Origin of the sequence: Rhodococcus sp. NCIMB 12038, from assembly GCF_002165735.1 — a bacterium.
Classification (GTDB): Bacteria; Actinomycetota; Actinomycetes; order Mycobacteriales; family Mycobacteriaceae; genus Rhodococcus_F.
On the sequence record NZ_NHML01000028.1, the window covers coordinates 67,597 to 90,634 of the forward strand.

The 23,038-nt window shown below is 65.9% G+C and carries 22 protein-coding genes; 5 read left to right on the plus strand and 17 right to left on the minus strand.

What is annotated here, in order from left to right:
- Positions 1 to 118 precede the first annotated feature (118 nt).
- Both CA951_RS32470 and CA951_RS32475 read left to right on the plus strand, forming a co-directional pair.
- Positions 119 to 571, plus strand: coding sequence for a MaoC family dehydratase (locus CA951_RS32470; RefSeq protein WP_087560825.1), 453 nt, complete (start codon positions 119 to 121; stop codon positions 569 to 571).
- A gap of 20 nt (positions 572 to 591) precedes the next feature.
- Complete coding sequence (locus CA951_RS32475) at positions 592 to 1,668, plus strand: NADPH:quinone oxidoreductase family protein (RefSeq protein WP_087560826.1); 1,077 nt, start codon at positions 592 to 594, stop codon at positions 1,666 to 1,668.
- Here CA951_RS32475 and CA951_RS32480 read toward each other — a convergent pair.
- Positions 1,631 to 2,677 (minus strand): phosphotransferase family protein, encoded by a 1,047-nt coding sequence (locus CA951_RS32480; RefSeq protein ID WP_087560827.1) that lies wholly within the window; start codon positions 2,675 to 2,677, stop codon positions 1,631 to 1,633. The genes CA951_RS32475 and CA951_RS32480 overlap by 38 nt on opposite strands.
- 122 nt (positions 2,678 to 2,799) lie before the next feature.
- Here CA951_RS32480 and CA951_RS32485 point away from each other — a divergent pair, with 122 nt between their 5' ends.
- Positions 2,800 to 3,585, plus strand: a complete 786-nt coding sequence (locus CA951_RS32485; protein ID WP_087560779.1) for an SDR family NAD(P)-dependent oxidoreductase — start codon at positions 2,800 to 2,802, stop codon at positions 3,583 to 3,585.
- 9 nt (positions 3,586 to 3,594) lie between these two features.
- Here the strand turns inward: CA951_RS32485 and CA951_RS32490 are convergent, their stop codons facing one another.
- The 7 genes from CA951_RS32490 to CA951_RS32520 all read right to left on the minus strand — a co-directional run bounded on the left by CA951_RS32490 (position 3,595) and on the right by CA951_RS32520 (position 10,511).
- On the minus strand, positions 3,595 to 4,305 hold the full coding sequence (locus CA951_RS32490; RefSeq protein WP_087560780.1) for an SDR family NAD(P)-dependent oxidoreductase: 711 nt from the start codon (positions 4,303 to 4,305) through the stop codon (positions 3,595 to 3,597).
- The gene (locus CA951_RS32495) at positions 4,302 to 5,642 is read right to left on the minus strand and encodes a CdaR family transcriptional regulator (protein ID WP_087560781.1); all 1,341 of its coding nucleotides are present in this window, start codon (positions 5,640 to 5,642) and stop codon (positions 4,302 to 4,304) included. Before CA951_RS32495 ends, CA951_RS32490 begins: the two co-directional genes overlap by 4 nt.
- A gap of 34 nt (positions 5,643 to 5,676) precedes the next feature.
- On the minus strand, positions 5,677 to 6,597 hold the full coding sequence (locus CA951_RS32500; protein ID WP_087560782.1) for an LLM class flavin-dependent oxidoreductase: 921 nt from the start codon (positions 6,595 to 6,597) through the stop codon (positions 5,677 to 5,679).
- A 148-nt stretch (positions 6,598 to 6,745) separates the two neighbouring features.
- A complete protein-coding gene (locus CA951_RS32505) occupies positions 6,746 to 7,543 on the minus strand; it encodes an SDR family NAD(P)-dependent oxidoreductase (protein WP_087560783.1) in 798 nt (265 codons plus the stop codon).
- 28 nt (positions 7,544 to 7,571) lie between these two features.
- Positions 7,572 to 8,726 carry an acyl-CoA dehydrogenase family protein gene (locus CA951_RS32510; protein ID WP_087560784.1) on the minus strand — a complete coding sequence of 385 codons (1,155 nt, stop codon included), beginning with the start codon at positions 8,724 to 8,726 and terminating at the stop codon, positions 7,572 to 7,574.
- 190 nt (positions 8,727 to 8,916) lie between these two features.
- A complete protein-coding gene (locus CA951_RS32515; protein ID WP_087560785.1) occupies positions 8,917 to 9,447 on the minus strand; it encodes a MarR family winged helix-turn-helix transcriptional regulator in 531 nt (176 codons plus the stop codon).
- Between the two features lie 83 nt (positions 9,448 to 9,530).
- Complete coding sequence (locus CA951_RS32520; RefSeq protein WP_087560786.1) at positions 9,531 to 10,511, minus strand: zinc-binding dehydrogenase; 981 nt, start codon at positions 10,509 to 10,511, stop codon at positions 9,531 to 9,533.
- A 273-nt stretch (positions 10,512 to 10,784) separates the two neighbouring features.
- Between CA951_RS32520 and CA951_RS32525 the strand changes: the two genes are divergently transcribed.
- Complete coding sequence (locus CA951_RS32525; RefSeq protein WP_087560787.1) at positions 10,785 to 11,924, plus strand: LuxR C-terminal-related transcriptional regulator; 1,140 nt, start codon at positions 10,785 to 10,787, stop codon at positions 11,922 to 11,924.
- Positions 11,925 to 12,310: 386 nt separating this feature from the next.
- Positions 12,311 to 13,093, plus strand: a complete 783-nt coding sequence (locus CA951_RS44970) for a LuxR C-terminal-related transcriptional regulator (protein ID WP_306300870.1) — start codon at positions 12,311 to 12,313, stop codon at positions 13,091 to 13,093.
- Position 13,094: 1 nt separating this feature from the next.
- Here CA951_RS44970 and CA951_RS32535 read toward each other — a convergent pair whose 3' ends face one another.
- The 9 genes from CA951_RS32535 to CA951_RS32575 all read right to left on the minus strand — a co-directional run bounded on the left by CA951_RS32535 (position 13,095) and on the right by CA951_RS32575 (position 23,027).
- Complete coding sequence (locus CA951_RS32535; protein ID WP_087560789.1) at positions 13,095 to 13,415, minus strand: 2Fe-2S iron-sulfur cluster-binding protein; 321 nt, start codon at positions 13,413 to 13,415, stop codon at positions 13,095 to 13,097.
- Between the two features lie 228 nt (positions 13,416 to 13,643).
- Positions 13,644 to 15,308: an AMP-binding protein gene (locus CA951_RS32540; protein WP_087560790.1), complete on the minus strand. Its 1,665-nt coding sequence runs from the start codon at positions 15,306 to 15,308 to the stop codon at positions 13,644 to 13,646.
- Positions 15,309 to 15,510: 202 nt separating this feature from the next.
- Positions 15,511 to 16,956 carry an aldehyde dehydrogenase gene (locus tag CA951_RS32545; protein ID WP_087560791.1) on the minus strand — a complete coding sequence of 482 codons (1,446 nt, stop codon included), beginning with the start codon at positions 16,954 to 16,956 and terminating at the stop codon, positions 15,511 to 15,513.
- A 67-nt stretch (positions 16,957 to 17,023) separates the two neighbouring features.
- Positions 17,024 to 18,064: an ABC transporter ATP-binding protein gene (locus CA951_RS32550; RefSeq protein WP_179220393.1), complete on the minus strand. Its 1,041-nt coding sequence runs from the start codon at positions 18,062 to 18,064 to the stop codon at positions 17,024 to 17,026.
- A gap of 56 nt (positions 18,065 to 18,120) precedes the next feature.
- Positions 18,121 to 18,651, minus strand: coding sequence for a hypothetical protein (locus tag CA951_RS32555; protein ID WP_087560793.1), 531 nt, complete (start codon positions 18,649 to 18,651; stop codon positions 18,121 to 18,123).
- Complete coding sequence (locus CA951_RS32560; RefSeq protein WP_087560794.1) at positions 18,648 to 19,229, minus strand: hypothetical protein; 582 nt, start codon at positions 19,227 to 19,229, stop codon at positions 18,648 to 18,650. The genes CA951_RS32555 and CA951_RS32560 overlap by 4 nt, the downstream gene beginning before the upstream one ends.
- On the minus strand, positions 19,205 to 20,695 hold the full coding sequence (locus CA951_RS32565) for an MCE family protein (protein ID WP_087560795.1): 1,491 nt from the start codon (positions 20,693 to 20,695) through the stop codon (positions 19,205 to 19,207). The genes CA951_RS32560 and CA951_RS32565 overlap by 25 nt, the downstream gene beginning before the upstream one ends.
- Complete coding sequence (locus CA951_RS32570) at positions 20,695 to 21,834, minus strand: MCE family protein (protein WP_087560796.1); 1,140 nt, start codon at positions 21,832 to 21,834, stop codon at positions 20,695 to 20,697. The genes CA951_RS32565 and CA951_RS32570 overlap by 1 nt, the downstream gene beginning before the upstream one ends.
- On the minus strand, positions 21,831 to 23,027 hold the full coding sequence (locus CA951_RS32575) for an MCE family protein (protein ID WP_256974186.1): 1,197 nt from the start codon (positions 23,025 to 23,027) through the stop codon (positions 21,831 to 21,833). The genes CA951_RS32570 and CA951_RS32575 overlap by 4 nt, the downstream gene beginning before the upstream one ends.
- Positions 23,028 to 23,038 lie beyond the last annotated feature (11 nt).

Sequence of the window (23,038 nt, forward strand, 5' to 3'; positions counted from 1 at the left end):
GGACGGTAGGGAGCGGCGGCACCCACGGCCACGAGGCTGCCGCGCCGCACTGTTGATTTCTCCAGTGCCGGATCGACGGTTCCTGGGGTGCGCGTGGTCGGCGTGGTTGCATGCGGCCATGCTGAAGCTGAACGGGATCGACGAGTTGGTCGGGCGGATCGGCACCGACCTCGGGACGACGGCCTGGTACGCCGTGACCCAGGACCGCATCACCGCGTTCGCGCACGACACCGAGGACTTCGAGCGGATCCACGTCGACCCCGAGCGGGGACGGGAGGCCGGATTCGGCGGCACGATCGCCCACGGAATGTACACACTCTCGCTCGGGCCGAGGTTTCTCTACGAGATCTTCGAGATGAACGGGCATTCGCTGGGGCTCAACTACGGGTTCGACACGGTGCGGTTCCTGAACCCCGTCCGGGTCGGTTCGCGGATCCGCATGACGGCGCGACTGCAGGATGCGCGGCCGATCGACGGCGGATACCGGTTCACGATCCGGCAGACCTTCCAGATCGAGGGACACGACAAACCCGCCTGCGTCGCAGACGCGGTCGTGGCCTACTTCCACTGAACACGAGGAGAGTGACGTTCATGCGTGCAGTCGTCGTCGAGGAACTGACCGGCCCGGAGGGCGTGACGTTGGCAGAGGTGCCAGAACCGCAGGGCGCCCACCCCCGGGCGGACGGTCAGCGACTACTCGTCGACGTGCACGCCGCCGGCCTGTCGTTCATCGACCCCCTGCAGACCTGGGGGAAATACCAGAACGGCGTGCCCACACCTTACGTATGTGGCAGCGAGTTCGCGGGTGTCGTGGTCGAGGCGCCGGCCGGCACCGACTTCCGGCCGGGTGACCGGGTCGGCGGAATCGTGTGGCACGGTGCGCTCGCCGAGCGAGCCCTGGCGCTACCCGACTACACGGTGAAGATCCCGCCGTCGATGTCGTTCGTCGAAGGCGCGGCGCTCTACATGAACTACGCGACGTCCTGGTACGCGCTGCACCGGGCGCAGGCCCGGCCGGGCGAGTACGTGCTCGTCCACGGCGCGGCGGGTGGGGTGGGCACCGCGGCGCTCGACCTCGCGGACACGTTCGGGGTGAAGGCGATCGCGGTCGTGTCCAGCGACCGCAAGGAAGAGGTCGCGCGCCGGCACGGCGCGCACGCGGTAGTGCGGTCGGACGGGCCGTGGCTCGACGAGGTGCGCGACCTCACCGACGGGCGCGGCGTGCACGTGGTGATCGACCCGGTGGGCGGCGACCGGTTCACCGACTCGCTCCGTGCGCTGCGTCAGGGCGGGCGACTCGTCGTCGTCGGATTCACCGGCGGCTCGATTCCCACCGTCAAGGTCAACCGCCTGCTCCACCGCAATCTCACCGTCACGGGAATCACCATGGACAACATGGAAACCGAGTACCCCGGCACGCTGCGGATGGTCCGGGACGCCGTCGAGACGCTGGCCGCCGAAGGACGGATACGGCCGCACGTCGGGGCCACGTTCCCGCTCGACCAGGCGGCGACCGCACTGCGTACGCTCGACGACCGCGCCGCGATCGGGAAGGTCGTGGTCGAGGTGGTACCGAGCGGTGTCACGGAGGTGGTACCGAGCGGTGTCACGGAGGTAGTACCTGACGGTGTCACGCCTGAGGTGCCACCGGTGCTCCGAGGACGGTGAGGCCCCGCTCGACCACCTCGGCGAGGCTGTCGGCTGCGACGATCAGGGAGGCGTCGGGGTCGGCGCGCCGCCGGTTGCGTTTGACGAATACCGAGATCGTCGACGCCGTCTTGTAGTGGCAGTAGGCCAGGAACCAGTCCAGGTCGGGAATCGGACCGTCACGCTCGGCGCTATAGGCCGCCAGGAGTTCGCCGCGCGACGGCATCCCGGTGCCCGCCGCAACGTCGGCCGCCGACCGCGAGCGCCGGAACCGGTGGACCGGGTCGGTGTGCATCAGCAACCACGCCAGGTCGGTGCGGGGGTCGCCGACGGACCAGATCTCCCAGTCGATGATCGCGGCGAGGTTTTCGCCGGCGAACAGCATGTTCGCGAGTCGGTAGTCACCGTGGAGCAGTGCGGGAGCGACCGGCGCCGGGATGCGGTCCGCCAGCGCGGCGTGCAGTTCGGCGTGACGAGGCGCGATGTCGTCGTCGACGGTGTCGAGCAAGCGCTGCCAGCGCGCAAGTTCCTCCGCGACGGTGACGACCGGTTCGTCCCCGACTCCCAGCGCGCCGGGGTCGAGGTTCTGCATCCGCGCGAGCATCCCGGCGGCTCGGAGGGCGCGGACGGCAACCGTGTCGGGGGAAGGAGGAGAGTCGGCTTCGTCGAGGAGCGGTTCGTAGGACTGTCCGTCGACGAGGGTCATGCCGAAGAACGGTGGCCGTTCTGGTGTTCCGTTCTCCTCGAAGAGGATCGCCGGCACCCGGACGCCGGGCGCCGCGCCGAGGAGACGGATGATCCGCGCCTGCCGGAGGACGTCGCGGTTGCGGACCGGTTCCAGTCCGGGGGGTGCCATCTTGAGGACGATGCCCGCGTCGGGCAGGCCGGGGCGGCTGAGAACCGCTCGGTAGGTCAGGCTCGACACGCCACCCGGCAGTGCCGAGGGCGCCGATATCGCAGATCCCGGCCATCGGCGACCGGCCGCCTCGGTCGCGCGGGCGGTCAGAGTGCTCACGTCGAATTCCGTCACGAATCCACGATCGGTCCGGTCCGCCGGTGCCGCAAGCACGGGCGCGATCGCCGCTGAAGAAACCCACAGCGGCTCCCCGGTGCATGCTTCGGCTCCCACGGAGTGCGTGGTAGAGCTTGCCTATGTCGAATACCTCTCACCACCGAAACATGCTGGAGCGATTCTCCTTGCACGGCAAGGTGGCGATCGTGACCGGGGCGTCGTCCGGACTCGGAGTGGCGTACGCGCTCGCGCTGGCTCAGGCGGGCGCGAACGTCGTCCTCGGCGCCCGGCGCGGCGACAAACTCGCGGCGACCGCGGAACAGGTGCGAAAGTACAACCCCCGCGTGGTCGCGGCGCATACCGACGTGACAGAGGCGGACCAATGTAATCGCCTGGTCGAGGCCGCCGTCGAGGCGTTCGGGAGGGTGGATGTCCTCGTCAACAACGCGGGCACCGGCGGCGAATACCATCACGTGACGCAGGACCCGCCCGACCACTTCCGGTCCGTCGTCGACGTCAACCTGCACGGCTCCTACTGGATGATCCAGGCGTGCGCGCGGGTGATGGGCCGGGGAAGTTCGATCGTGAATGTCTCCAGCGTCATGGCTCTCACGACGGCGAAGATGCCCGCCGCCGCGTACAGCGCGAGCAAGGCTGCCGTTCTCGGATTGACCCGCGACCTCGCCGCTCAACTCGGGCCGAGCGGTATCCGTGTCAATGCCATTCTGCCGGGGGTGTTTCCGTCCGAGGCGACAGCGCACTACAGCGAGAACTACAAGCGAAAGATCATCGACGCGCGGATACCGCTCGGCCGGATCGGCGATCCCGAGGACATCGCGGCGGTGGTGGTGTTCCTGGCGAGCGACGCATCCGCATATCTGACCGGGGTGAGCCTTCCTGTCGACGGCGGCGTGCTGGTGAACTGAACGCCGCGATCAGCGCTGTACCATCGAGGAGGTGACCGAGCGGGTGTTGAGGCCGTCGCCGCCGTCGACGGTGAGGAACTGGCCGGTGACACTGCGCGCGGTGGGGGAGGCGAAGAACGCGACGGCGTCCGCGATGTCGGCCGGGTCGACGAATCCGTTGGGCATCGACGCGAGCCACGCGTCCTGGATGTCCTGTGGCATCGACAGAATCCCGGAACTCGCGGTCATCCCGGGCAGGACCGCGTTGGCGGTGATGCCGAGGGAGACGTTCTCGGCCGCGACTGTCTTGACCAGACCGAGCAGGCCGGCCTTCGTGGTGCTGTAGGAGACCTGCGCCGGCATGCCCTGCGTGCCTGCGGTGCTGGAGATGACGACGACACGCCCGTACCGTCGTTCGCGCATCCCCGGCAGGCACTGCTGAAGCACCCGGAACGTCCCGGTGAGATTGACGTCGAGATCCTTCCGCCACTTGTCGATCGACATGCTGTGTGCGGCGCCGAACATCGTCGTCAGCCCGGCGTTGGCCACGTAGACGTCGATGTCGTCGAGGTCCGGCAACTCGTCGGAGGCGATGTCGGCCTGGTAGGTGCACCCGGGTGCACGGTCGAGGGTGACGACGTCCATCCCGTCGGCCTCGAGCCGGGCCACGATGGCCTTGCCGATACTGCCGTCGCGTGCGGCGCCCGTCACGAGTGCCTTGCGGCGGCGCGGGTCGGTCATGCGGATCTCCGTTCGTCCGGGAGCGCGTCTGCGCGCACGGTGTTGTCGTCCCGCGCTTCGGCGCAACGGCTTTCGAGGTGGAAGGCCGGGTGGTCGCGCAACCGGAGGACGAGAAGTGCGGTCTGGATGCTCAGTTGATGGGACGCGTCTCCGGTGACGTCGAGTCCCGTGAGGGTGTGAACCCGCGACAGCCGGAGGCGGACGGTGTTCTCGTGCACACCCAACCGGGCGGCGGTGCGGCGCATTCCGCGATTCTGCTCGAACCAGACGGCCAGCGTGCGAATCAGTTCGGTCGCGGCTGCCGCGTCGTCGTCGAGGAGCGGGCCGAGCATGTCGTCGATGAAGTGCCGGATCGCCGAGACCTCGCCGTTCGCGAGGAAGAGCCGGGCCGGTCCCAGGTCGTCGACGGCGAGGACGCGGTGCCGCGTTCCGTGAGTGAAGCGGTCGATGCAGCGCACGACCTCCCGCGCCTCCCGGTACGCCCGGGCGAACGAATCGGGTTCGTACACCGACGACACCCCGGCGATCAGGCCGCTCGCCGGGCTCAATTCGGCGGCCGCGGCCTCGAGGGTCGACGTGATGCGCCCGACGACGGCGGGGGACGCCGCCCCCGCGGGCGCCTCGATCAGCAGGAGGATCCCCTCGGAACCCCGGGTCGACAGCACCTCCAGGCCGAGTGCGCGTTCGGTGTACTCGGCGAGGGAACGGTCGAGATCCTCGGGTGCACCCTCGGAATCGCGCACGTACACCAGAGCGCGGCGTGCGTAGACGTTCACACCGAGGTACTCGGCGCCGGCCGCGAGATCTTTCCAGGCGCCGGAACCCCGGACGAGTTGCCGGGCGAGGTTCGACCTCGCGTTCCACGCGACTCGGGTAATGCGGCGCTGGGTGAGGAATTGCGCTCCGATGCGGCGGGCGCAGCGCAACGTCACGTACTCGTCCGTGGGATGGAACGGCGTCGGCTGTTCGTCCACGACGAGCCACCCGAGGTGCTCTCCGCGTTCGACGACGGCGCTGAGGATCTTCCGGCGCGACAACCCGGTGCCGAGTTCGGCGGGCAGCAGCACCGGGTCCGCACTGGGCGGGGTGGTCGTGGTGTGCCCGCGCACGATGTCGCGTAACGGCGGGAAGGTGGTCTGCCTGCCGGCCTCCGGGCGGGTGGACGCGACGACGTGTCCCTGGCGATCGAACAGGGTCACCGCCTTGCCGGTGGCCTCCGAGCAGACCCGGACGATCGCGGACAGGCAGTCGACCGCGACCGCGGCATCGTCGAGAAGTTCGTCGAACACGCTGAGCGGCAGCTGCTTACGGCCGGTATCGGCGTCGGAGGTGGACATCGTGGTCCTCGCTTCCGTCTCTACCGGGCCATGGTCAGCCGTGATGGGCGAGCAGAAGTGTGCGGACGGACGCCGCGTGCTCGATGGCCGCCTCCATCGACGCGGTTGCCGGTACCAGCGTGATGTTGTCCGCACCTGCCTCGACGAACGAGTTCAGCCACTCGGCCACCTGCTCGGGTGTTCCGGCGGGGGCAAGATGACGGAACTTGTCGCGCGGCAACTGATACAACGCCTGCATCTTCTCGCCGACGAGCCGGTCCGCGACCGCGGCGTCCTTGTCGAGCCCGCACCAGACGTTGACGCCGAACGAGTCGGGTGCCCGGTCTTCCTTCGCTGCCGCATCGAGAATGGCGGTACGGGTCTCGGCGAACCGGCGCGGAGTGCAGAAGATGCCGAGCCAGCCGTCGCCGTAGCGGGCGGTGCGGCGGATGGCGGATTCGCCCCGCCCGCCGATGAGGATGGGCACCGCAGGCTGCGGCGCAGGCAGGATGCGGGCCCGGTCCAGGGCGAAGAACTCACCGTGATGGGTTACTTCCTCGCCGGTGAGAACGGCGCGCAGCACCTCGAGGGTCTCGTCGAGGCGACGGCCGCGGGTGCTGGGGTCGACCCCGCTGTTCGAGATCTCGGAGCGGTCCTCACCACCGACACCGGCGCCGAGGACCAATCGGCCGGGCGCGATCTGCGACAGCGTCGCGATCTGACGGGCGGCGAGCATCGGGTGCCGCAGTCCGAGCAGGTACACGCCGATGACCACCGACAACGTGTCGTGGGTCGACAGCACCGACGTCGCCGACACCATGCCGTCGAACCCGGTTCCGCCGTGGAAGCTGATGTGATCGCCGACCGTGATGTGGTCGAGACCAGCCTCCGCGGCGGAATCGAGGAGCAGTCGCCGATCAGCAGGTTTCGGGACGAGGAGCGCATCTGTGACCGATAGTCCCACTCTGATCGACACCCTGATCTCCTCTCGTGCGAATGGACTGACCATAAACTTCTCACCCCGCGGATGGCAAGGCCGGACGGTGGCGTGCCGTGGTCACAGCATCGGACTGCCGCCGTTCACGCCTTTCGTGGCGCCCGGGCCTCGCCGAGGCAGGTCCGACTCAGGCTGCGGAGATCCCGCCGTTGACACTGATGGCCTGTCCGGTGAGCCGGCGCGCGGCCGGGGAGGCGAGGAAGACCGCCAGCGCGGCGAGGTCTTCGGATTCGGGAACGCCGAGGTGTGCCTGTGATGCGGCCTTGGCGAACAGTTTGGCGCTGAATCCGTCGGCGGTGATGCGTTCGGTCGACCCTGTTCCGTTGACGAGTGACGGCGTCAGGACGTTCACCCGGATTCCGCTGCGTTTGGCTTCGATCGCCAGGGTTCGGGTGAACATGACGATGGCCGCCTTCGCGGCACCGATCACGGACTCGCCCGGTGTGGCGGTCTTGGCGGCATCTGAGGCGACGTTGATGATCACGCCGCCCTTCCGTGCCGTCATGTGCGGGACGATCTCGCTCGCGAGGTACATACACGGCAGTGCGAGCTGGTCGAAGATGCGCGCGATGTCGCCGGTGGGAATGTTCGCGAAGAGTTCCGGCCTTGTGTCGGCGGCCGTCGTGGAGACCAGGATGTCCACGCCGCCCAGAATTCGCTCGGCTTCGGACGCGATGTGTGCGGCACCGTCGACGGTGGTCGCGTCGGCCGGCAGGAAGGTCACCTCGCAATCGGAATTGACGGACGAGATGCGCTCGGCAGCAGCGTGTCCGCGCTCTGTGCTGCGTCCGACGACCATGATGCGCGGCGTGCCGGCGTGGGCGAGGCCGACTGCGGTCGCGAGACCGATCCCAGCCGTACCCCCGACGACGAGCGCGCCGCTGTCCGCCAGATCCTTCGGTGGCGCAATTTCATGGGTTCCCATGGGTGAACTCCGTTTCGGGTGGTGTGGGTCAGAGTGACACGGTGCCGCGGGCGAAGATGTCCTTGGCGATGATGCGCTTCTGGATCTCGGCTGTCCCGTCCGCCACGAGATAGGCGGTGACATCGCGGTAACGCTGCTGCAGAGGTGATTCCGTGGAGTACCCGAGATTTCCGTGCACGCGCATCGCGAACTCGATGGCGTTCTTCGCAACCACGGGCGGCCACCACTTGCTCATCGAGGCGAGGGCGGTGTGCGGCTGGGACGTCTCACGCAACCACAACGCCCGATAGCAGATCCAGCGTGCACCTTCCAGATAGGTTGCGTGTTCGGCGAACTGGAACGCGAGCCCCTGGTGCTCGGAGAGTGGCTGTCCGAACGTCTCCCGCTGCTGGGCGTACGCGGCGGCTTCCTCCAGGCTCTGCTTTGCGGCGCCCAGGCACATCAGCCCGAGAGCGGCTCGGCTGAAGTCGAAGTGGTCCATGACCGAATGGAATCCCTTGCCGAGTTCGCCGACGAGATGTGATTCGGGGATGAAGACGTCGGACAGGTGGATGCTGCCCCAGCCCAAGGGCAGGCAGCCCATGCCCGGCATGTGGCTGACGCTGACGCCTTCCGCGTCGAGTGGAACGACGAAACAACTGACACCCCGTGCGCGGCTCGATCCGGGTTCGCGTGCGTAGACGAGTGCCGCGGTGGCGTTCATCGCCCAGGAAATCGCAGTCTTCTCGCCGTTGAGACGCCAGCCGCCCTCGACAGCCGTTGCCGTGGTGGTCAGTGCACTCGCGTCGGACCCCGACCCGGGTTCGGTCAGGGCAATGGCGATGGTCTGCTCACCGCTGATGAGGGGAGGAAGGTAGCGCTCTTGAATCTCGTCCCGGCACAGCACCAGTTGCGAGGCGACAAGCCCGATCTGGACGGGCGCCGATGCCATGTTCACGTCGCCGTATGCCAAGGTCTCGGTGGCGATTCCGAGCAGAACCGGATCTTCGGTGCCGGTTCCGCCGTATTGCTCGGGCAGGCCGATGCCCAACAGACCCAGGTCGCCGATCCTCTTCAGGATGTCGAAGGGGAATGCGGTTGATGCCGCGCGGTCGCGGTAACCCGGGAGGAGAACTCGATCACTGAACGCTTCGAGTGTCTTCCGAAACTCTTCCTGCTCGTCGGTGAATGCAAATGAAACCATGGAGTGTGCTCCTGTGCGTTGCTCGGCGGGGAATGACGGAATGGGCGCGCGGCGCGCCGTGAGTGGCAGGACGCTCGGTACCGCGGCCCGTCAGAAGTATTCTAGGTTTGAATAGTAGGTCGCCAAAGCACCTGAGGCAAGAGGTGTGCACCGGGTCGTCGTAGCAGGCCGGGAATGGAGGAAGCGGGTGTCAGTGCCCGGTCTCGACGTCGCCGACGGCACGACGCACGAGTTGCAGTTGTTCGACAAGGGATTCGAGTGTCTCGGTGTCGACCGAGGCCAGGCCGAAGCGGACTCCTGCGAGTCGGTTGTTGGCGTCCTCGACCAAGTCCAAACCGGCCGGTGTGAGCGTGGCGAGAACCGTGCGGCGATCCGTCGTGTGCGCGCGCCGTTCGACGAGGCCTGCCTTCACGAGTTGATCGACCGCCATCGAGACCGTGGTGGGATGGACCATGAGGTACTTGCTCAACTTACCGAGCGGGCGAGTTCGGCCCTCCGAGAGTTGTAGCGAGGTCAGGATCAGATACGCGTTGCGCGACAGCCGAAGTGAACGCAACTCCTGATCCATGGCGCGGACCACCCATTGGTGGGTGCGCAGCAACGCCATCGTGGTGACGAACTCCAGTTCGGCAGAATCGCGCCGCTCCGTCCATTCGGCGCGCATCCAGTCGATCACGTCGGGTTGATCGTCGTCGGCAGACATCGGGAATTCACTTGCCACTGCGAGTCCTCTCGTCGTCACCGAACGGCGTCGCGGTAGATGATAGACCGCACGCGCACCCGCTCCGTGCGTGAGAACCGCTGTCAGTCGTGCGAGAGAACGATCTTCCCGAACCCGGTGCCTTGTTCGAGGTGCTTGTGTGCGGCCGCCGCCTCGGCGAGCGGGAACACCGCGCTGATCGGCATCGGGGGAACGGTTTCGGTGTCCAGCAGGGTGAGGAGGCCGGCGAAATCCTGCGGGCTGCCCATCGTGGTTCCGATCAGTTCGTACTGGCCGAAATAGAACGGCCGGACGTCGAGGGAGGCGAGTTCGCTGCGCGACGCACCCAGCACGACCAACCGGCCGCCCGGTCGCAGTGCCGCGATGGACTGTTCCCACGTCCCCACGGAGTCCAGGACGAGATCGAAACCCTGTCCGTCCGGTGACAGCCCGCGTGCGGCTTGCGGCCACTCGGGGTCGGTGTAGAGCACGCCGTCGGCCGCGCCGAGTTCCTGGGCCTGTGTGATCTTGGCTGCCGACGAGGACGTGACCGTCACATTCGCGCCCACCGCGGACGCCAGCATGACAGCCATGGTCGCGACGCCGCCACCTGCACCCAGGACGAGGAGATTCTCGCCGGCGCGGAGGCGGCCGCGGGTGAAGAGGGCGCGATACGTCGTGAGTCCGACGAGGGGGAGCGCGGCGGCCTGCTCCCAGCTGAGCCCGCGGGGCTTCGGGGCGACGCAGTCTTCCGGGACCCGGACCAGTTCGGCGTATGTACCTCGTTGGTGATCGCCGAGGATTTCCCAGCGTGCGCTCGGGGCGGCTTCGCGATCGCCCCACCACAGCGACGGGAGGACGAGGACTTCCTCGCCGGTGTCCGTGCGGATTCCCGCGCCGTCGGCCCCGAGCACGTGGGGAAGTGGTGACGAGTACTTGCCCTGGCGGACGAGGATGTCGTGCCAGTTGAGCGCGGCGGCTTTCACTCGGACGGTGACCCAGCCCGGGTCGGGTACGGGATCGGCGACCGACTCCAATCTCAAGACATCCGGCTCCCCGAACTCTCGCAAAACCACGGCGTCCATCGAAATCCTTTCGGTCGTACCTTTTAAATGATAACATCGATCTGTTGTCGGGCGACTGGGCGGCGACCGTTCGCGCGTGAGCTCGATCGAAACTCGGAACTCTTACTCCGCCAATATTGTTGGCCTCGTATCACCGCGGGCGGGGGCACTCTACGCGGCTTGCCTCCGGTGCGCGACTCGTGTTTAGTGATGCCAGTCACATACGATGGAGTCGGTGGGAATGTCTGCCGTGCGGCGTCCAGCGCGACGCACGCGACCGAACTACGGAGCGCAATGAGTCGGACAGAACAGTCAGTCGAAGTGCGGGACGAGGGGCTCGAGCAGAGTGCGCTCGAGTGTATGCGTGCCACCGCGAAAATCCTCGGTTCGGATTTCCGCGCACCGTGCCCGGATGCTGTGTTCGGAGCGTTCGCCGCCACGCGAGATCAACTCGGGCACGCGCTGACCGAAGGGCTGTTGCCCGAGTCCGACATCGAGGAGGCATGCTTCCTCCTGGTCCGGATCGAGGAACTCCAGGAGCAGTACGCCGAGACCGCGGCGATCCGCCGTGCCGCCGAATTGCGGTCGGTTCACGACGCTGCTGCCGGACTGCGCGGTCTCGCATCCGACGACATCATCCAGTCGGCCCCGGCGGCGATCTGCTCTGCGCTCCCGTTCGCGCGTGCCATGATTTCCGCGATCAGCGGATCGCTGTGGCAACCGCAGCGACTGCACGTCGAGCCGGAATTCGACGGGTCGCCGCTGGATTTCTCGGACTATGTAGAACGTGCAGAGTTTCCGTTGTCCGATGCGCGGCTGGAGACGGAACTCGTTCGCCGGCGAGTGCCCGCACTCGTCCCGGCGCCCGCCCACGACGAGCGGACGTTGAAGGAGATCGTTCTCGCATCACGCTCCTCGAGCTACGTCGCCGCACCCATCATCTCCAGAGGCAGGGTGATCGGCCTCGTTCACGCCGATCGTCCCGGCGTGCGGGACCCGCTCGATCCGGACGACCGAGATCGCCTGGACGCGTTCGCGACGTTCTTCGCGCTCGTGTACGAGCAGGCGGTGCTACGGGAGCGGATCAGCGCGCAGAGATCCAGGCTCGCAGCTTCGTTCGATGCCACCGACACGGTGCTCGACCGCATGCACAGGGCGGAGCTGGGCCTGAGACCCCAACCAAGCGAGCAGTTGCACAGTTCTCGGAGCCCCGGCGCCGAGATATCCGCCGTGGAGGTCAACGCGGCATTGACTTTCCGTGAGCGCGAAATCCTGTCCCATATCGCGACAGGCGCCACCAACAGCCAGATCGCGCAGACACTCGTCATCTCCGAGGGCACCGTGAAGTCGCACGTCAAACACATTCTCAAGAAGCTGCGTGTGCCGACGCGAGCGGCGGCGGCCGTGCTCTATTCGCACCAGAACCGGCGATGACCCCGACGCAGGGCTCGGCAGGGTCGCGAGGCGACGTCGAAGCGATGAAGGCGGCCGTCTCGCTCCTCGCTCGTTTGCATGACGAGTTCGGTCTCGGGCCGGAGGCTCCGATCGAGACGCGCAAGTTGTCACCGGGTCTCGTGCTCGCCCTGCTCGGCGACGCCACAGAAGCCGCACTCCGTGGACTGTCGGCGATCGCGGTGGACCGTAGGGTGTCCTTCGGGAGGCTTCTCGTCGAGCTCCGCGATGCCCGCCACCGTCTTCGCGGAGCACGGTCCTCGTCGCCGGTCGTCACTACCGCGGAGTTCGCGGCTGCCATTCGTCGGCTTCGCGGTGCCGAATCAGTGGCCGGGTTGACCAGGAGGGTGTGTGCCGAGGCGGCCGCGATGACCGGTCTTCCCCGGATAGTGCTCTCCGAGGTGCACGGTGACGGTTGGACCGTGATGGACACGCTGTTCGACAAGGGTGATGAACCTGACGTCGGTTCAATCGCGACCACGGAGATCGCGCCCGGATCGCCGGAGGAACAAGCGGTTCAGACGCGCGCCGCTGTGCTTGTGGTGCCGAATCCGCAGTCCTCGACGGGGAACTCCACAGCCATTGCAGGTGCTTCGTTCTTCGGCAGTGGGGGGTATGCCGTGGCCCCGATCGCCGTCTCCACCGGGGTAATCGGCCTGATTCACGCCGGCCGCACCGACGACCGAAAGCTGAGCACCGCCGAGCGAGACCTACTCGATGCTTTCGCCGTCAGTTTCGGAACTCTCTTCGAACGAGCGCTGGTGTCCGAACGATTGACAGAGCAGAAGCGGCTGATCGTCGAGCACCTGCAGCAGGAAAGTCGCGATGCGGAAGGACTCTCGACTGCAGACGTCACTTTCGGAACGCCACGCGGCGAGGGGGCGACGTCCCTCTCACCCGCGCCCCTGTTTCCGAAATACAACACACCTGGCCTGGAGGAACTCACCCGGCGGGAGCGTGAAGTATTCCATCTTCTGGCGGCCGGCAAGTCCAACACGGAAATCGCGGACGTACTGGTAATCAGCGTTTTCACGGTGAAATCGCACGTCAAGAAAATCCTGCGGAAGCTGGGAGCGATGAACCGATCCGAGGCGATCTACCGGTACCTCGAGATGACGGACTCCGATGCATCGTCCCGCCGCACGACGTGAATCAGCCATTGGTGTCCGGGACGACGACCCGGACACCGTCGCACTGACCGTTGACGATCAACTGGCACGAGAGACGTGAGTGGGGTTGTACCCCTTCGAGATACTCGAGTAGATCGCGCTCTTCGTCGGTGGCATCGTCGAAGAGGTTTACGGTGTCCTCGTCGAGAATGACATGACACGTTGCGCACGAGCAGCTTCCCCCGCACTCCGCGACGATTCCGGGAAGATTGTTGCGGACCGATCCGTCCATGATGCTCTGGCCCGGCGGGACGTCGATCGTCGATTCGGTTCCATCCGGCAGCACGTAGGTAATCTTGCTCATTCCGTCATCCTTCGAGGTCAGTGGGTTCTCAATCGGAGGGGAGCCTCTGTGATTCAAGTCTCGCCTCTGCCGGCCCGCGAAACGTCACCTCGACGGGAGATTTACTTACGCCCTTGGAGGGAGGTTGTGACGAAGTAGCAGCAGGACCGGACCCAGCGGCAGGGGCTGCGCACTGTCGCTGCGCAGCCCCCGGTCGCTGTCGAGAGCACTGAGCAGTGCCGGGTGGTCCTACTCGTCGCCCAGTGTCGCGGCCTGCTGACGGAGTACAAACTTCTGGATCTTCCCGGTGGCGGTGGTGGGAAGCTGGTCGACGACGACCACCTTCTCGGGGATCTTCTGCATCATTGCTTTGCGTTCGTTCCGGAGGAAGTCGGCCAGGTCGTCGAGTGTCGGAGCGGGGCCGTCGACGACGATGAAGGCGCACACCTTTTCGCCGAGGCGCGGATCGGGCATGGACACTGCGGCCGCTCCCGTTATCTGCGGATGCGACAGTAGGTGTTCTTCTACCTCACGTGCCGAGATGTTCATTCCACCACGGATGATCAGGTCCTTGATCCGACCGGTGACCCGCAGGTACCCGTCTGCGTCGACGCGCCCCAGATCACCTGAGGCGAGGAACCCTCGATCGTCGACCGATGCAGCCGTGCGCTCGGGGTCGCGCCAGTATCCGAGGAAGATCCCCGGTCCTCCGTAGAAGATCTGGCCTTCCTCGCCGGCCGTGACGATGGAGCCTTCCTCGTCACGAATCTCGAGATCGACACCGTCGAAGGCGCGCCCGTCGGAGGCGAGCACCTTCTCGACGGGGTCGTCGACACGCACCGCCGTCACCAGTAGCCCTTCGCTGCTGCCGTAGACCGGGAGCAACGTGCAGCCGGGCAGCGCCGCCTTCCATTCCCTCAGGAGAATTTCGGGAATCGGTGCGCCGGCACTGACCCAGAGCCGCATCGAGCTGATGTCGTAGTCGGCACCGGCATCGATGGCCCCGAGTGCCATCTGGAGGAACGGCGTCGCGGCCATGCTGACCGTGGTCTTGAACTCCGCGATACGCCGAAGGCCCTCGTTCGGCTCCCACACGTCGAGAAGATGGATCCCGCTGCCGAGGATCAACGGTGTCGCCACGCCCACAGCCAGGCCTGTTGCATGGGTGATGGGCGAGGGCATGAACACCACGTCGTCAGGGCTCAGTCCCATCACCTGACCGCCCAGTCCGTAGGCGGTGAACGAGAGCGTGTTGAAGGTGTGCTGGCAGCCTTTCGGTCGCGACTCGGTCCCCGAGGTATAGATGATGGCGTGGGGGGCATCAGCCGTCGGAGGTGGACCGAGTTCGTCGTCACCGGGGACGAGTTCGCCTGCAGTCAGTGAATCGAACGCGATCTCATCGGCCCCCGCCTTCCCGCGCACGACGACGACGTGTTCGAGTCCGGGAACCTCCGGACGGACTTCGGCCAGCATGTCGGTGTACCGAAACTTTCGAAACTCCTCTGTGACGAAGGAGATCTTGGCACCGGAATGCTCGAGAACGTACCGGACCTCGTCGTGCCGGTAGACCGGCATCGTGGGGACGAGCACGGCACCGATCCGGGCGACTGCCACATAGATGACGACGAATTCGTTCCAGTTCGGCAACTGGACCTGGACGCGGTCACCGCGCTCGACTCCGAGCCTTCTGAGTGAGGCTGCGAGGCGGTACGCCTGCGAACGCAACTCGCCCCGTGTGAGTGATCCGTAGCCGTCGGTGACAGCGACGAAGTCGGGATCGAGCGCCGCCCAGTGGTCCACGTGTTGGGCAAGGCTCTCGTCGCGCCAGTACCCGTTCGATCGGAACGCCTCGAGGGTGCGCGCACTGTAGCGGTCCTCGGGGAGGATGGCTCCCGCGTGCTCCATGACATCCATGCGTGGATCCTTGCTTTCAGGTGCCTCTCCTCGACAGGAGGCAGGCCAGAGTGAACGGTCAAACCATGATGCCGACCGGGAGGGAATAAAAGGTATGAAACGGACGCCTTCTCACTCCTCGGGGTGAGGTAAATATCCCGTTGGGATGAGTGGGCGGCGGAGGATGCGGGCGCGGCGACTGTGCCGCGCCCGCACCCGAGCGTCACAAGTAGATCGACTTCGGTGCGAGGTAAGCGGAGAGGGCTTCCGGGCCCAGTTCCCGTCCGAGGCCACTGGCTTTCACACCACCGAAGGGTGCCGTCGGATCGGGAAGGTAGCCGTTGATACCGATCGTTCCGGTCTGGATACGCCGGGCCACCGCTACACCGTGATCGTGATCAGATGTGAAGACGGTGCCACCGAGGCCGAAGTCGCTGTCGTTCGCGATGCGGACGGCGTCCTCGTCGTCGCGGTACGAGATGATCGAGAGTACCGGGCCGAAGATCTCCTCCTGAGCGATGGTGAAGTTGTTGTCCACGTCCGCGAAGATCGTCGGTTCGACGAACCATCCCTTGTCGAGGTCCGCGGGGCGGCCACCGCCGACCGTGATACGGGCGCCGTCACCCTTGCCCTTCGCGATGTAGGACTCCACCCGCTCGCGCTGACGAGCGCTCGCCATCGGTCCGACCATCGTGGCGGGGTCGAGGGAGCTTCCCACGGTCAACGACCCTGCCAGAGCGCTGAACGTGTCGACCACTTCCTGGTAACGCGACTGCGGCGCCAGAATGCGGGTGCCGAGGTAGCAGACCTGCCCGTTGTTCAGCATGGTGGCGCCGAACAGTTGTTCACCGACGGTGGCGAGGTCCAGATTCGCGTCGTCGAGAATGATCGCCGCCGATTTTCCGCCCAGTTCCAGTGTGACCGGCCGGAGGAGCCGGCCGCAGGCTTCGGCGATGTTCCGGCCGGCAGCCGACGACCCGGTGAACGCCACCTTGTCGATCTGGGGATGCGAAACCAGATACGCACCCAGTTCGCGGCCGCCGGGCACGATGTTGATCACACCCGCCGGCAGGTCTGCCTCCTCGATCGCCTCAGCGAGAACGTAACTGTCGAGGACAGTTTCGGGGGACGGCTTGAGCACGATCGTGCACCCGGCAGCGAGAGCCGGTGCGTACTTGAACGCGGCGAGCGCCTGCGGGAAGTTCCACGGGACGATCGCGCCGACGACTCCGATCGGAGTCTTGGTCACGAGAGTCGATCCGCCGAGCAGACCCGGCCGCGTCTCCTCGAAGGTGTCCTTCTCGATCAGGCCGGCGTAATAGCGGAGGAGAATCTGCGGAAAGACCGATTCCAGCTTTTCGGCGACGGCGACGGGCATGCCGTTCTGCGAGCTCACCGCCTGGACCATTTCGGATGCCCGTTTGTCGAGCGCATCCGCCAGGCGATTCAGGGCGTGCGCTCGCCGCGCCGGCTCCCACTGCGACCACCCGGTCGGATCGTCGAATGCCCGGCGCGCCGCATCGACGGCGGCGTCCATGTCGGCTTCTGTGCCGTCGGGAGTGTGGCCTACCACCTGTTCGTCGTTGGGTGATACCACCGTGATCACGGCACTCGAGGTGGGTGCATGCCATTCGCCTCCGATGAAGAAGGCGTTGTTGTTCGTCGTCATGACGGGTTCCTCTCGTAGATCTGGGTTGCAGTGCTTCTGTTGCCGAGTCGGGGACTCCGACGGTGGCTCACACGGATTCGAGCGGCTCCTCGTAGAGCGAGAATTCCTCGGTGTCGTCGTAGGAGCCGAGGCTCTCGTCGAGGCTTTCCTGGATCGCGATCTGGGCGCTCTCGGGGAGGGTGTGCATGATGTGCCGGACGCGTTCCTGGCGGCGGGCGACGGCCTGCCGGAACGGCATTCCGGGCGTGGCCTTCATCTGCGGGACGATGCCCTCGACGTCGTCGACACCACCGGCGTGGTGACCGGCGTCGACCATCGCCTGCTCGGCGGCCATGGTGGCTTCGTCCTTTTCCTCGGACATGCCGATCGGGCCGATCATGGTGCCGTTGAGGAATTGTTTGACCACCGGCTGGTCGCTGGTGAGCAGCACTTCGCGGGGTCCGAACATCACCAGTTTCCGACGGAAGAGCATGCCGATGTTGTCGGGCACCGTGCGTGCGAGGTTGATGTTGTGCGAGACGATCAGGATTGTGGCGTCGATTTCGGCGTTGATGTCGATCAGCGTCTGGGAAATATAGGTGGTGCGAACCGGGTCGAGGCCGGAGTCTGGCTCGTCGACCAGGATGATCTGCGGGTCGAGCACCAAGGCGCGGGCGAGCCCGGCACGTTTGCGCATACCGCCGGAGATCTCTCCGGGCAGTTTGTCCTCGGCCCCGAGGAGACCGACGAGTTCCATCTTCTCCATGACGATCTTGCGGACGTCGGATTCGGATTTCTTGGTGTGTTCGCGTAGCGGGAACGCCACGTTGTCGTACAGATTCATCGACCCGAACAACGCACCGTCCTGGAACAGCACACCGAACAGTTTGCGGATCTCGTAGAGCTCCTTGCTCGAGCACTCCAAAATATTGGTGCCGTCGATCACGATCGAGCCCTGCTCCGGACGGAGCAGTCCGATCAGCGACTTCAGAAACACCGATTTACCCGTACCGGACGGTCCGAGTAACGCACTGACCTCACCGGCGGGGAGGGTCAACGACACGTCCTGCCAGATTCTCTGCGAGCCGAACGACTTGGTCAGTCCCTCGACGGATACCTCGACACCCACCACTACCTCCTACGATTGCGAAAACATCGACTGATCACTGTGATTCGGGGAAGCGGTCAGACCGGGGTCATCTCCGTCATGACCCACGCACCCTCCTGTTCCGTCATGGCGACCCGTACTCGGCTTCCGTCCAATTTCGGTGCTGCGCTGTCGGTGCTGGTGGTCGACTGGTTGACGAAGAACAGCAGCGTCACCGTGTCTTCCGACGCGGAGACGACGGAGGAATCGACGACGGTCGCCGAGGTGACGACCTGACGCTGCTTCGCGGACGGAATGATGACCTCCTTGCCGACACTGTCGAACTGACTGCGGAGATCGCCTCCGAGACTGGGAAGTACGTCCGCGAAGTGCGCGTCGACGGTGTTGAAGTCGTAAGACAACACGTCGGTGAGCAGTTGGGTGGCGCGGTCGCGCGCCTGTGCCTGCGCGGTGTCGACCTGGCGGTGATCGTGAACCTGGAGCGCGATGGCGACGGCCGTCGCGACGAGCCCGCCGGCGACGAGCACGGCGAGGTATCGAATCGCCCGCCGACGCGCGAAGGACCAGGAGGCGATTACCTCGGGTATCCGGGCGAGTGTGCTTCTCATGCTACGAACTCCACATCTGAAACGAGCCAATTGCCGTCCACCGAATCGAGAGAGACCTTCATTCGGTAGACACGGATCTCGCCGTCGGGTGCCTCGGTGTTCTTCACCGTGGACGTCACGGCGGCGAGGACGACAGCATGCGCGTCGTCGGCTTCGACGAGGCCGGCTTCCTTCACTTCGCCGGTCGACTCCACCTGGCCCTGGTTGAGCACGTCACCGAAACTTCCCGATGCACTGGTGAACTGGTCCCGGAACGGCCCGGTGGTGCCGTCGGCGACGCGCTGGATGTCTTCGTCCACGCTCTGATGCCGCAGCGTGACCAGATTGACCACCACCTGGCGGGCCGTCTCGAGGACCTGCTGGTCTCGGGACTGCGCGCTCTGTTCGGCACGTAGGTTCGTCCACGAGACGCCGCCGACGATCAGGGCGGCGAGTGCTACGAGCACGATTGCTGTCATCGTCACGATGAATCCCCGGGCACCCTTATGCACCTCGGAGTCGGCTGTCGCGGCCGCGGCATCGTTCTCGGTTTGATCGAGGTCCGGTTCAACCTCTACCTGAGCAGTAGTGCCTGCCATGTCAATTCCTCCTCTAGCTTTGGTGCAGAAACGCTGGCGATCGAGTACAGATCGCCGTTCGGGGCCCGAAAGTTCCCGGTGACCGGGTCGTACGGGACACTGGTGGTGCCGTTGCCGCCGGCGGCGAGATCCTGTGGGTTCGACCACGAAGCCGGTGCGACGGTCAGAGGTTCGGGAACATCGTGAGCGGGTTGGCTCGCGATCGGACCCGCGTTCGGTGCGCCGGCGTCCGACGGCGGCGGCGAGTACGGTTGTCCGGGCCGGGCCAGCATTTCCGGCCAGGTGGACGGCAGGCCGCCTGGGCAGTCCGCGATCTCGGCGGTACGCACCGCGGGATTCGTCGCGCAGGGGATGTTTCGTGCCCCTCGGGCGACCCGGGGGTCGGCCTGCGGGAGCTTGCAGTAGGAATTCTCCGGTGCCGGGACCGCGCTGAGGTCGCTGGGGTCGCGGCGCTGCGTTTCCTGGTACCCCTCGGTGCACGGGAGCGGGTTCGCGGAGTTGCCGAGTTTGACGTCCAGCGCGCCCTGACCGTAGACCCGGTCGTCACCCTGGACTCCTCGGTGCATGTAGTTGATCGACGCCGACACCGCCGGGTAGACCACGAGAATCTGCCGAATACCGGGGAGGTTGACGCGCGCGACCTCACCCACGGTCTGGAGGTTCGCCAGCAGCAGCGGGACGGTGGGACGGACGTCGTCGAGGGTGCCGCTGACCGTGTCGAAGAACTGTGATCCGTTGTCGAGGACACCGCGGACCTGCGCGTCGCTCATGACCAACTGCTCGGAGAACGAGGACAGATCGCGGGAGAAACTCGCGATGTCGGCACGAGAGTCGACACCGGCATCGAGGACCGGTTCGGCGTCGTCGAGCAGGGTCCGGGTGGTCCCGATCTTCGCCTGCGCAAGTTCGATGAGGGGACGGGACGAGTCGATGAGCCGAGACAGGGCCGGTCCCGCCCCGTCGAAGGCGGTGTACGCCTCGTCGACGGTGACTCGGAGGTCGTCCTTGGGCAACTCGGACAGGAGCACGTTCACCTTGTCGACGACCTCGGAGGCGGGCACCGGGATTTCGGTGTTGGACTTGGTGATCACGTCACCGTCCGCGAGGAAGGGGCCTTCGGACGACGCCGGAACCATGTCCAGATATTGCTCGCCGATGGCCGAGACGCTGCGGACGAAGGCCCGGCTGTTCGCCGGAATCGCGAAGTCCGAATCGAGTTGCAATTCTGCGGATGCTCGATCAGGACCGACGTCGATCGATTTCACGACGCCGACGTCGACACCCCGATAGGTCACCAGGGAGTTCACGTAGAGGCCTCCGGCGCGGTCGAACTCCGCCGTGATCGTGTACATCCCGATCCCGGTCACCCGTTTGAGGCCGAGGTAGTTGACCGCGGCGTTGCCAACGGCGAGAACAGCCACCACGGTGAAGACGATGAGTTGGAAGCGGACGAGTTTCGATCTCATCAGCGCGGTGCTCCGTTCTGCTGTGCGGACGCCGCAGGCCCGCCGGACGTTGTTGCGCCAGTGGGTGCCAACAGGGGATTTACCGCTTGCCGGGCGGGGTTCAGTCCCGCCAGCTCGTCGAGTGGAATACTGCCGAGAACTTTGCCGCCGACCGTCTCGGCGCTGACGTCGAGGGTGAGGAAGAGATTCATGTAGTCACCCCGCACGGCGCGCTGGGTGGTCGTCACCGGGAACGGTATGGTTCCAGCGATCTTCAGCGCTTCCGGTAGGTGATCACCGGCCGCAGCGAGCTGCGAGAGCACCGGCTGCAGCGACCGCAGATTCGCATCGAGATCGTCGCGGCTGCTCTCGAGCACCTGGGTGGCGACCTCACCGAAACGCCCCACGTCGTCGAGCATCGTGGTGAGCTGCTTCTGCTGTTCGTCGAGGATCTGCATGGCCGGCTCGATCGAGGTGATTCCTCGATCGATCGTCTGATTCTGACTGGCCAGTTCCGCACCGAGGCGATCGAGCCCGTCGATCGCCCGGACGATGTCGTCGCGTTGCTGATCGACTCCGTCGACGAACTCCTCGAGGTTGCCGAACAGGCTGCGCAGCGATTCTTCCCGGCCACCCAGAACGCGGTTGAGCTCGGAGGTCACGGTGCGAATCTGTTGTAACCCACTTCCGTTGAGGACGAGGGCGAGCGCCGAGAGCACCTCCTCGGTCGACGGATATTGACTGGTGCGATCGAGGGGAATCACGTCACCGTCGGCGAGCCTGCCCACTGCGTCCTCACCGGGCGGCACGGCGAGCTCGAGGTACTGGGAGCCGAGCACACTCGTTTGGGCGAGTTTGGCGCTGACGTTCGCAGGGATTTGTGCCTCCGGGTCGAGTTCGAGCGTCAACTTCGCACCCCAGTTGTCACCCGCGATGTGGCTGATGTTTCCCACGATGACGTTGTCGGCCTTCACCGGTGAGTTGCCCACCAAATTCTGGATGTCCGCCAACTCGACGGTCACCTCGTGCGCGTCACCTCCGACTGCGTTGCCGGGCAGCCCGATCGAATTGATCCCGTCGAATCGGCACCCGGCCGCCGCGGCCACGACGCCGACGAGCATGGTCGCCGTGAGTGCTGACCTCCGAATAGAGTTCGTCATCGTGGTCCCTCCGGAAGGATGAGGTTCTGGAGACTCTGGGTGATGGAGGCGACGGGATCGTTCGGTGCAGGCGCGCCCGGCGTACCTCCCGGCGCAGCCGGGTTGACGACGGCTGCCGGTGTCGCCTGTCGCACGGCGGCATTGGCCAGTGGTGCGGCAAAAGCGCCTGCAGCCGTCGCACATTCATTCGCAGGCGCGTCGACCGTGGTCAAGAGTGCGCAGATCAGCGAGCGGGGATCCGGCATCTCGGGCACGGCGAGGGCACCCGTGAGCGAGTTGGCGTCGGCGTCGTAGATGTTGTAGAAGTCCGACAGCGCGGTCGGCCCCGAGTGCAGGATCGACATCAGGGTGTCCTGGCGGTCCACGAGCAGCCGTGTGATCTCGTTGAGTTGCCCGACATTGTCGACCAGCGCGCCACGGTTGTCCTCGATGAACTTCGTGACTTCCTGAAAGGTCGTCAGCATGCTGCTCAGCATCGCGTCGAGTTCGGTGCGGTTGGCGTTGAGCAGCCCCGACACGTTTGCGAGTTCGCCGCTGAACGCCCGAATCTGCTGGTCGCTCGCGGCCAGTGCGGTCGTGAACTTCTGCAGGTTTTCGACAGTGCCGAACAGATCCTCGCCGCTCGCGTTCAGTGTGGTGGCGGCGTCCGAGAGGTGGGTGAGGGAATCGTGCAGCGCCGTGCCCGTCCCGTCCAGGGTCCGGGCGGTGCTGCTCACGAAGCGATTGAGCGAACCGTCCGGGTGGTCCGGGGTGCGGCCGGCGTCCTCGGCGAGCTTGACCACCTGCTTCTTGATCTCGTCGAATTCGACCGGGACCGCGGTCCGGTCGAGGGGGATCTCGTCACCGTCGGACAGGGTGGGTCCGCCGGAGTATGCCGGTGCCAGCTGGATGTAGCGGCCGGTCACCAAGGTCGGCGCGACGACCGCGGCCTTCGCGTCGGCGGGAACGTCGTACTCGTTGTCGTAGTCGAATTCCACCCGGACCCGCTCTCCGTCCGGTTCGATCGTCGTGATGCGGCCGACCTCGACACCGAGAATCATCACTCGGTCTCCGACGTACATGCCGGTGGTGTTCCGGAAGTAGGCCGTGACGTGGTTGACGGAGTGGTTCTCGATCCAGGCGGCGGTCACCAGCCCGACGAGGGCGACCGCGACCACCACGGCGAGCAGTTTCGCCGGCAGTGCCCGTGCCATTTCCCGTACCG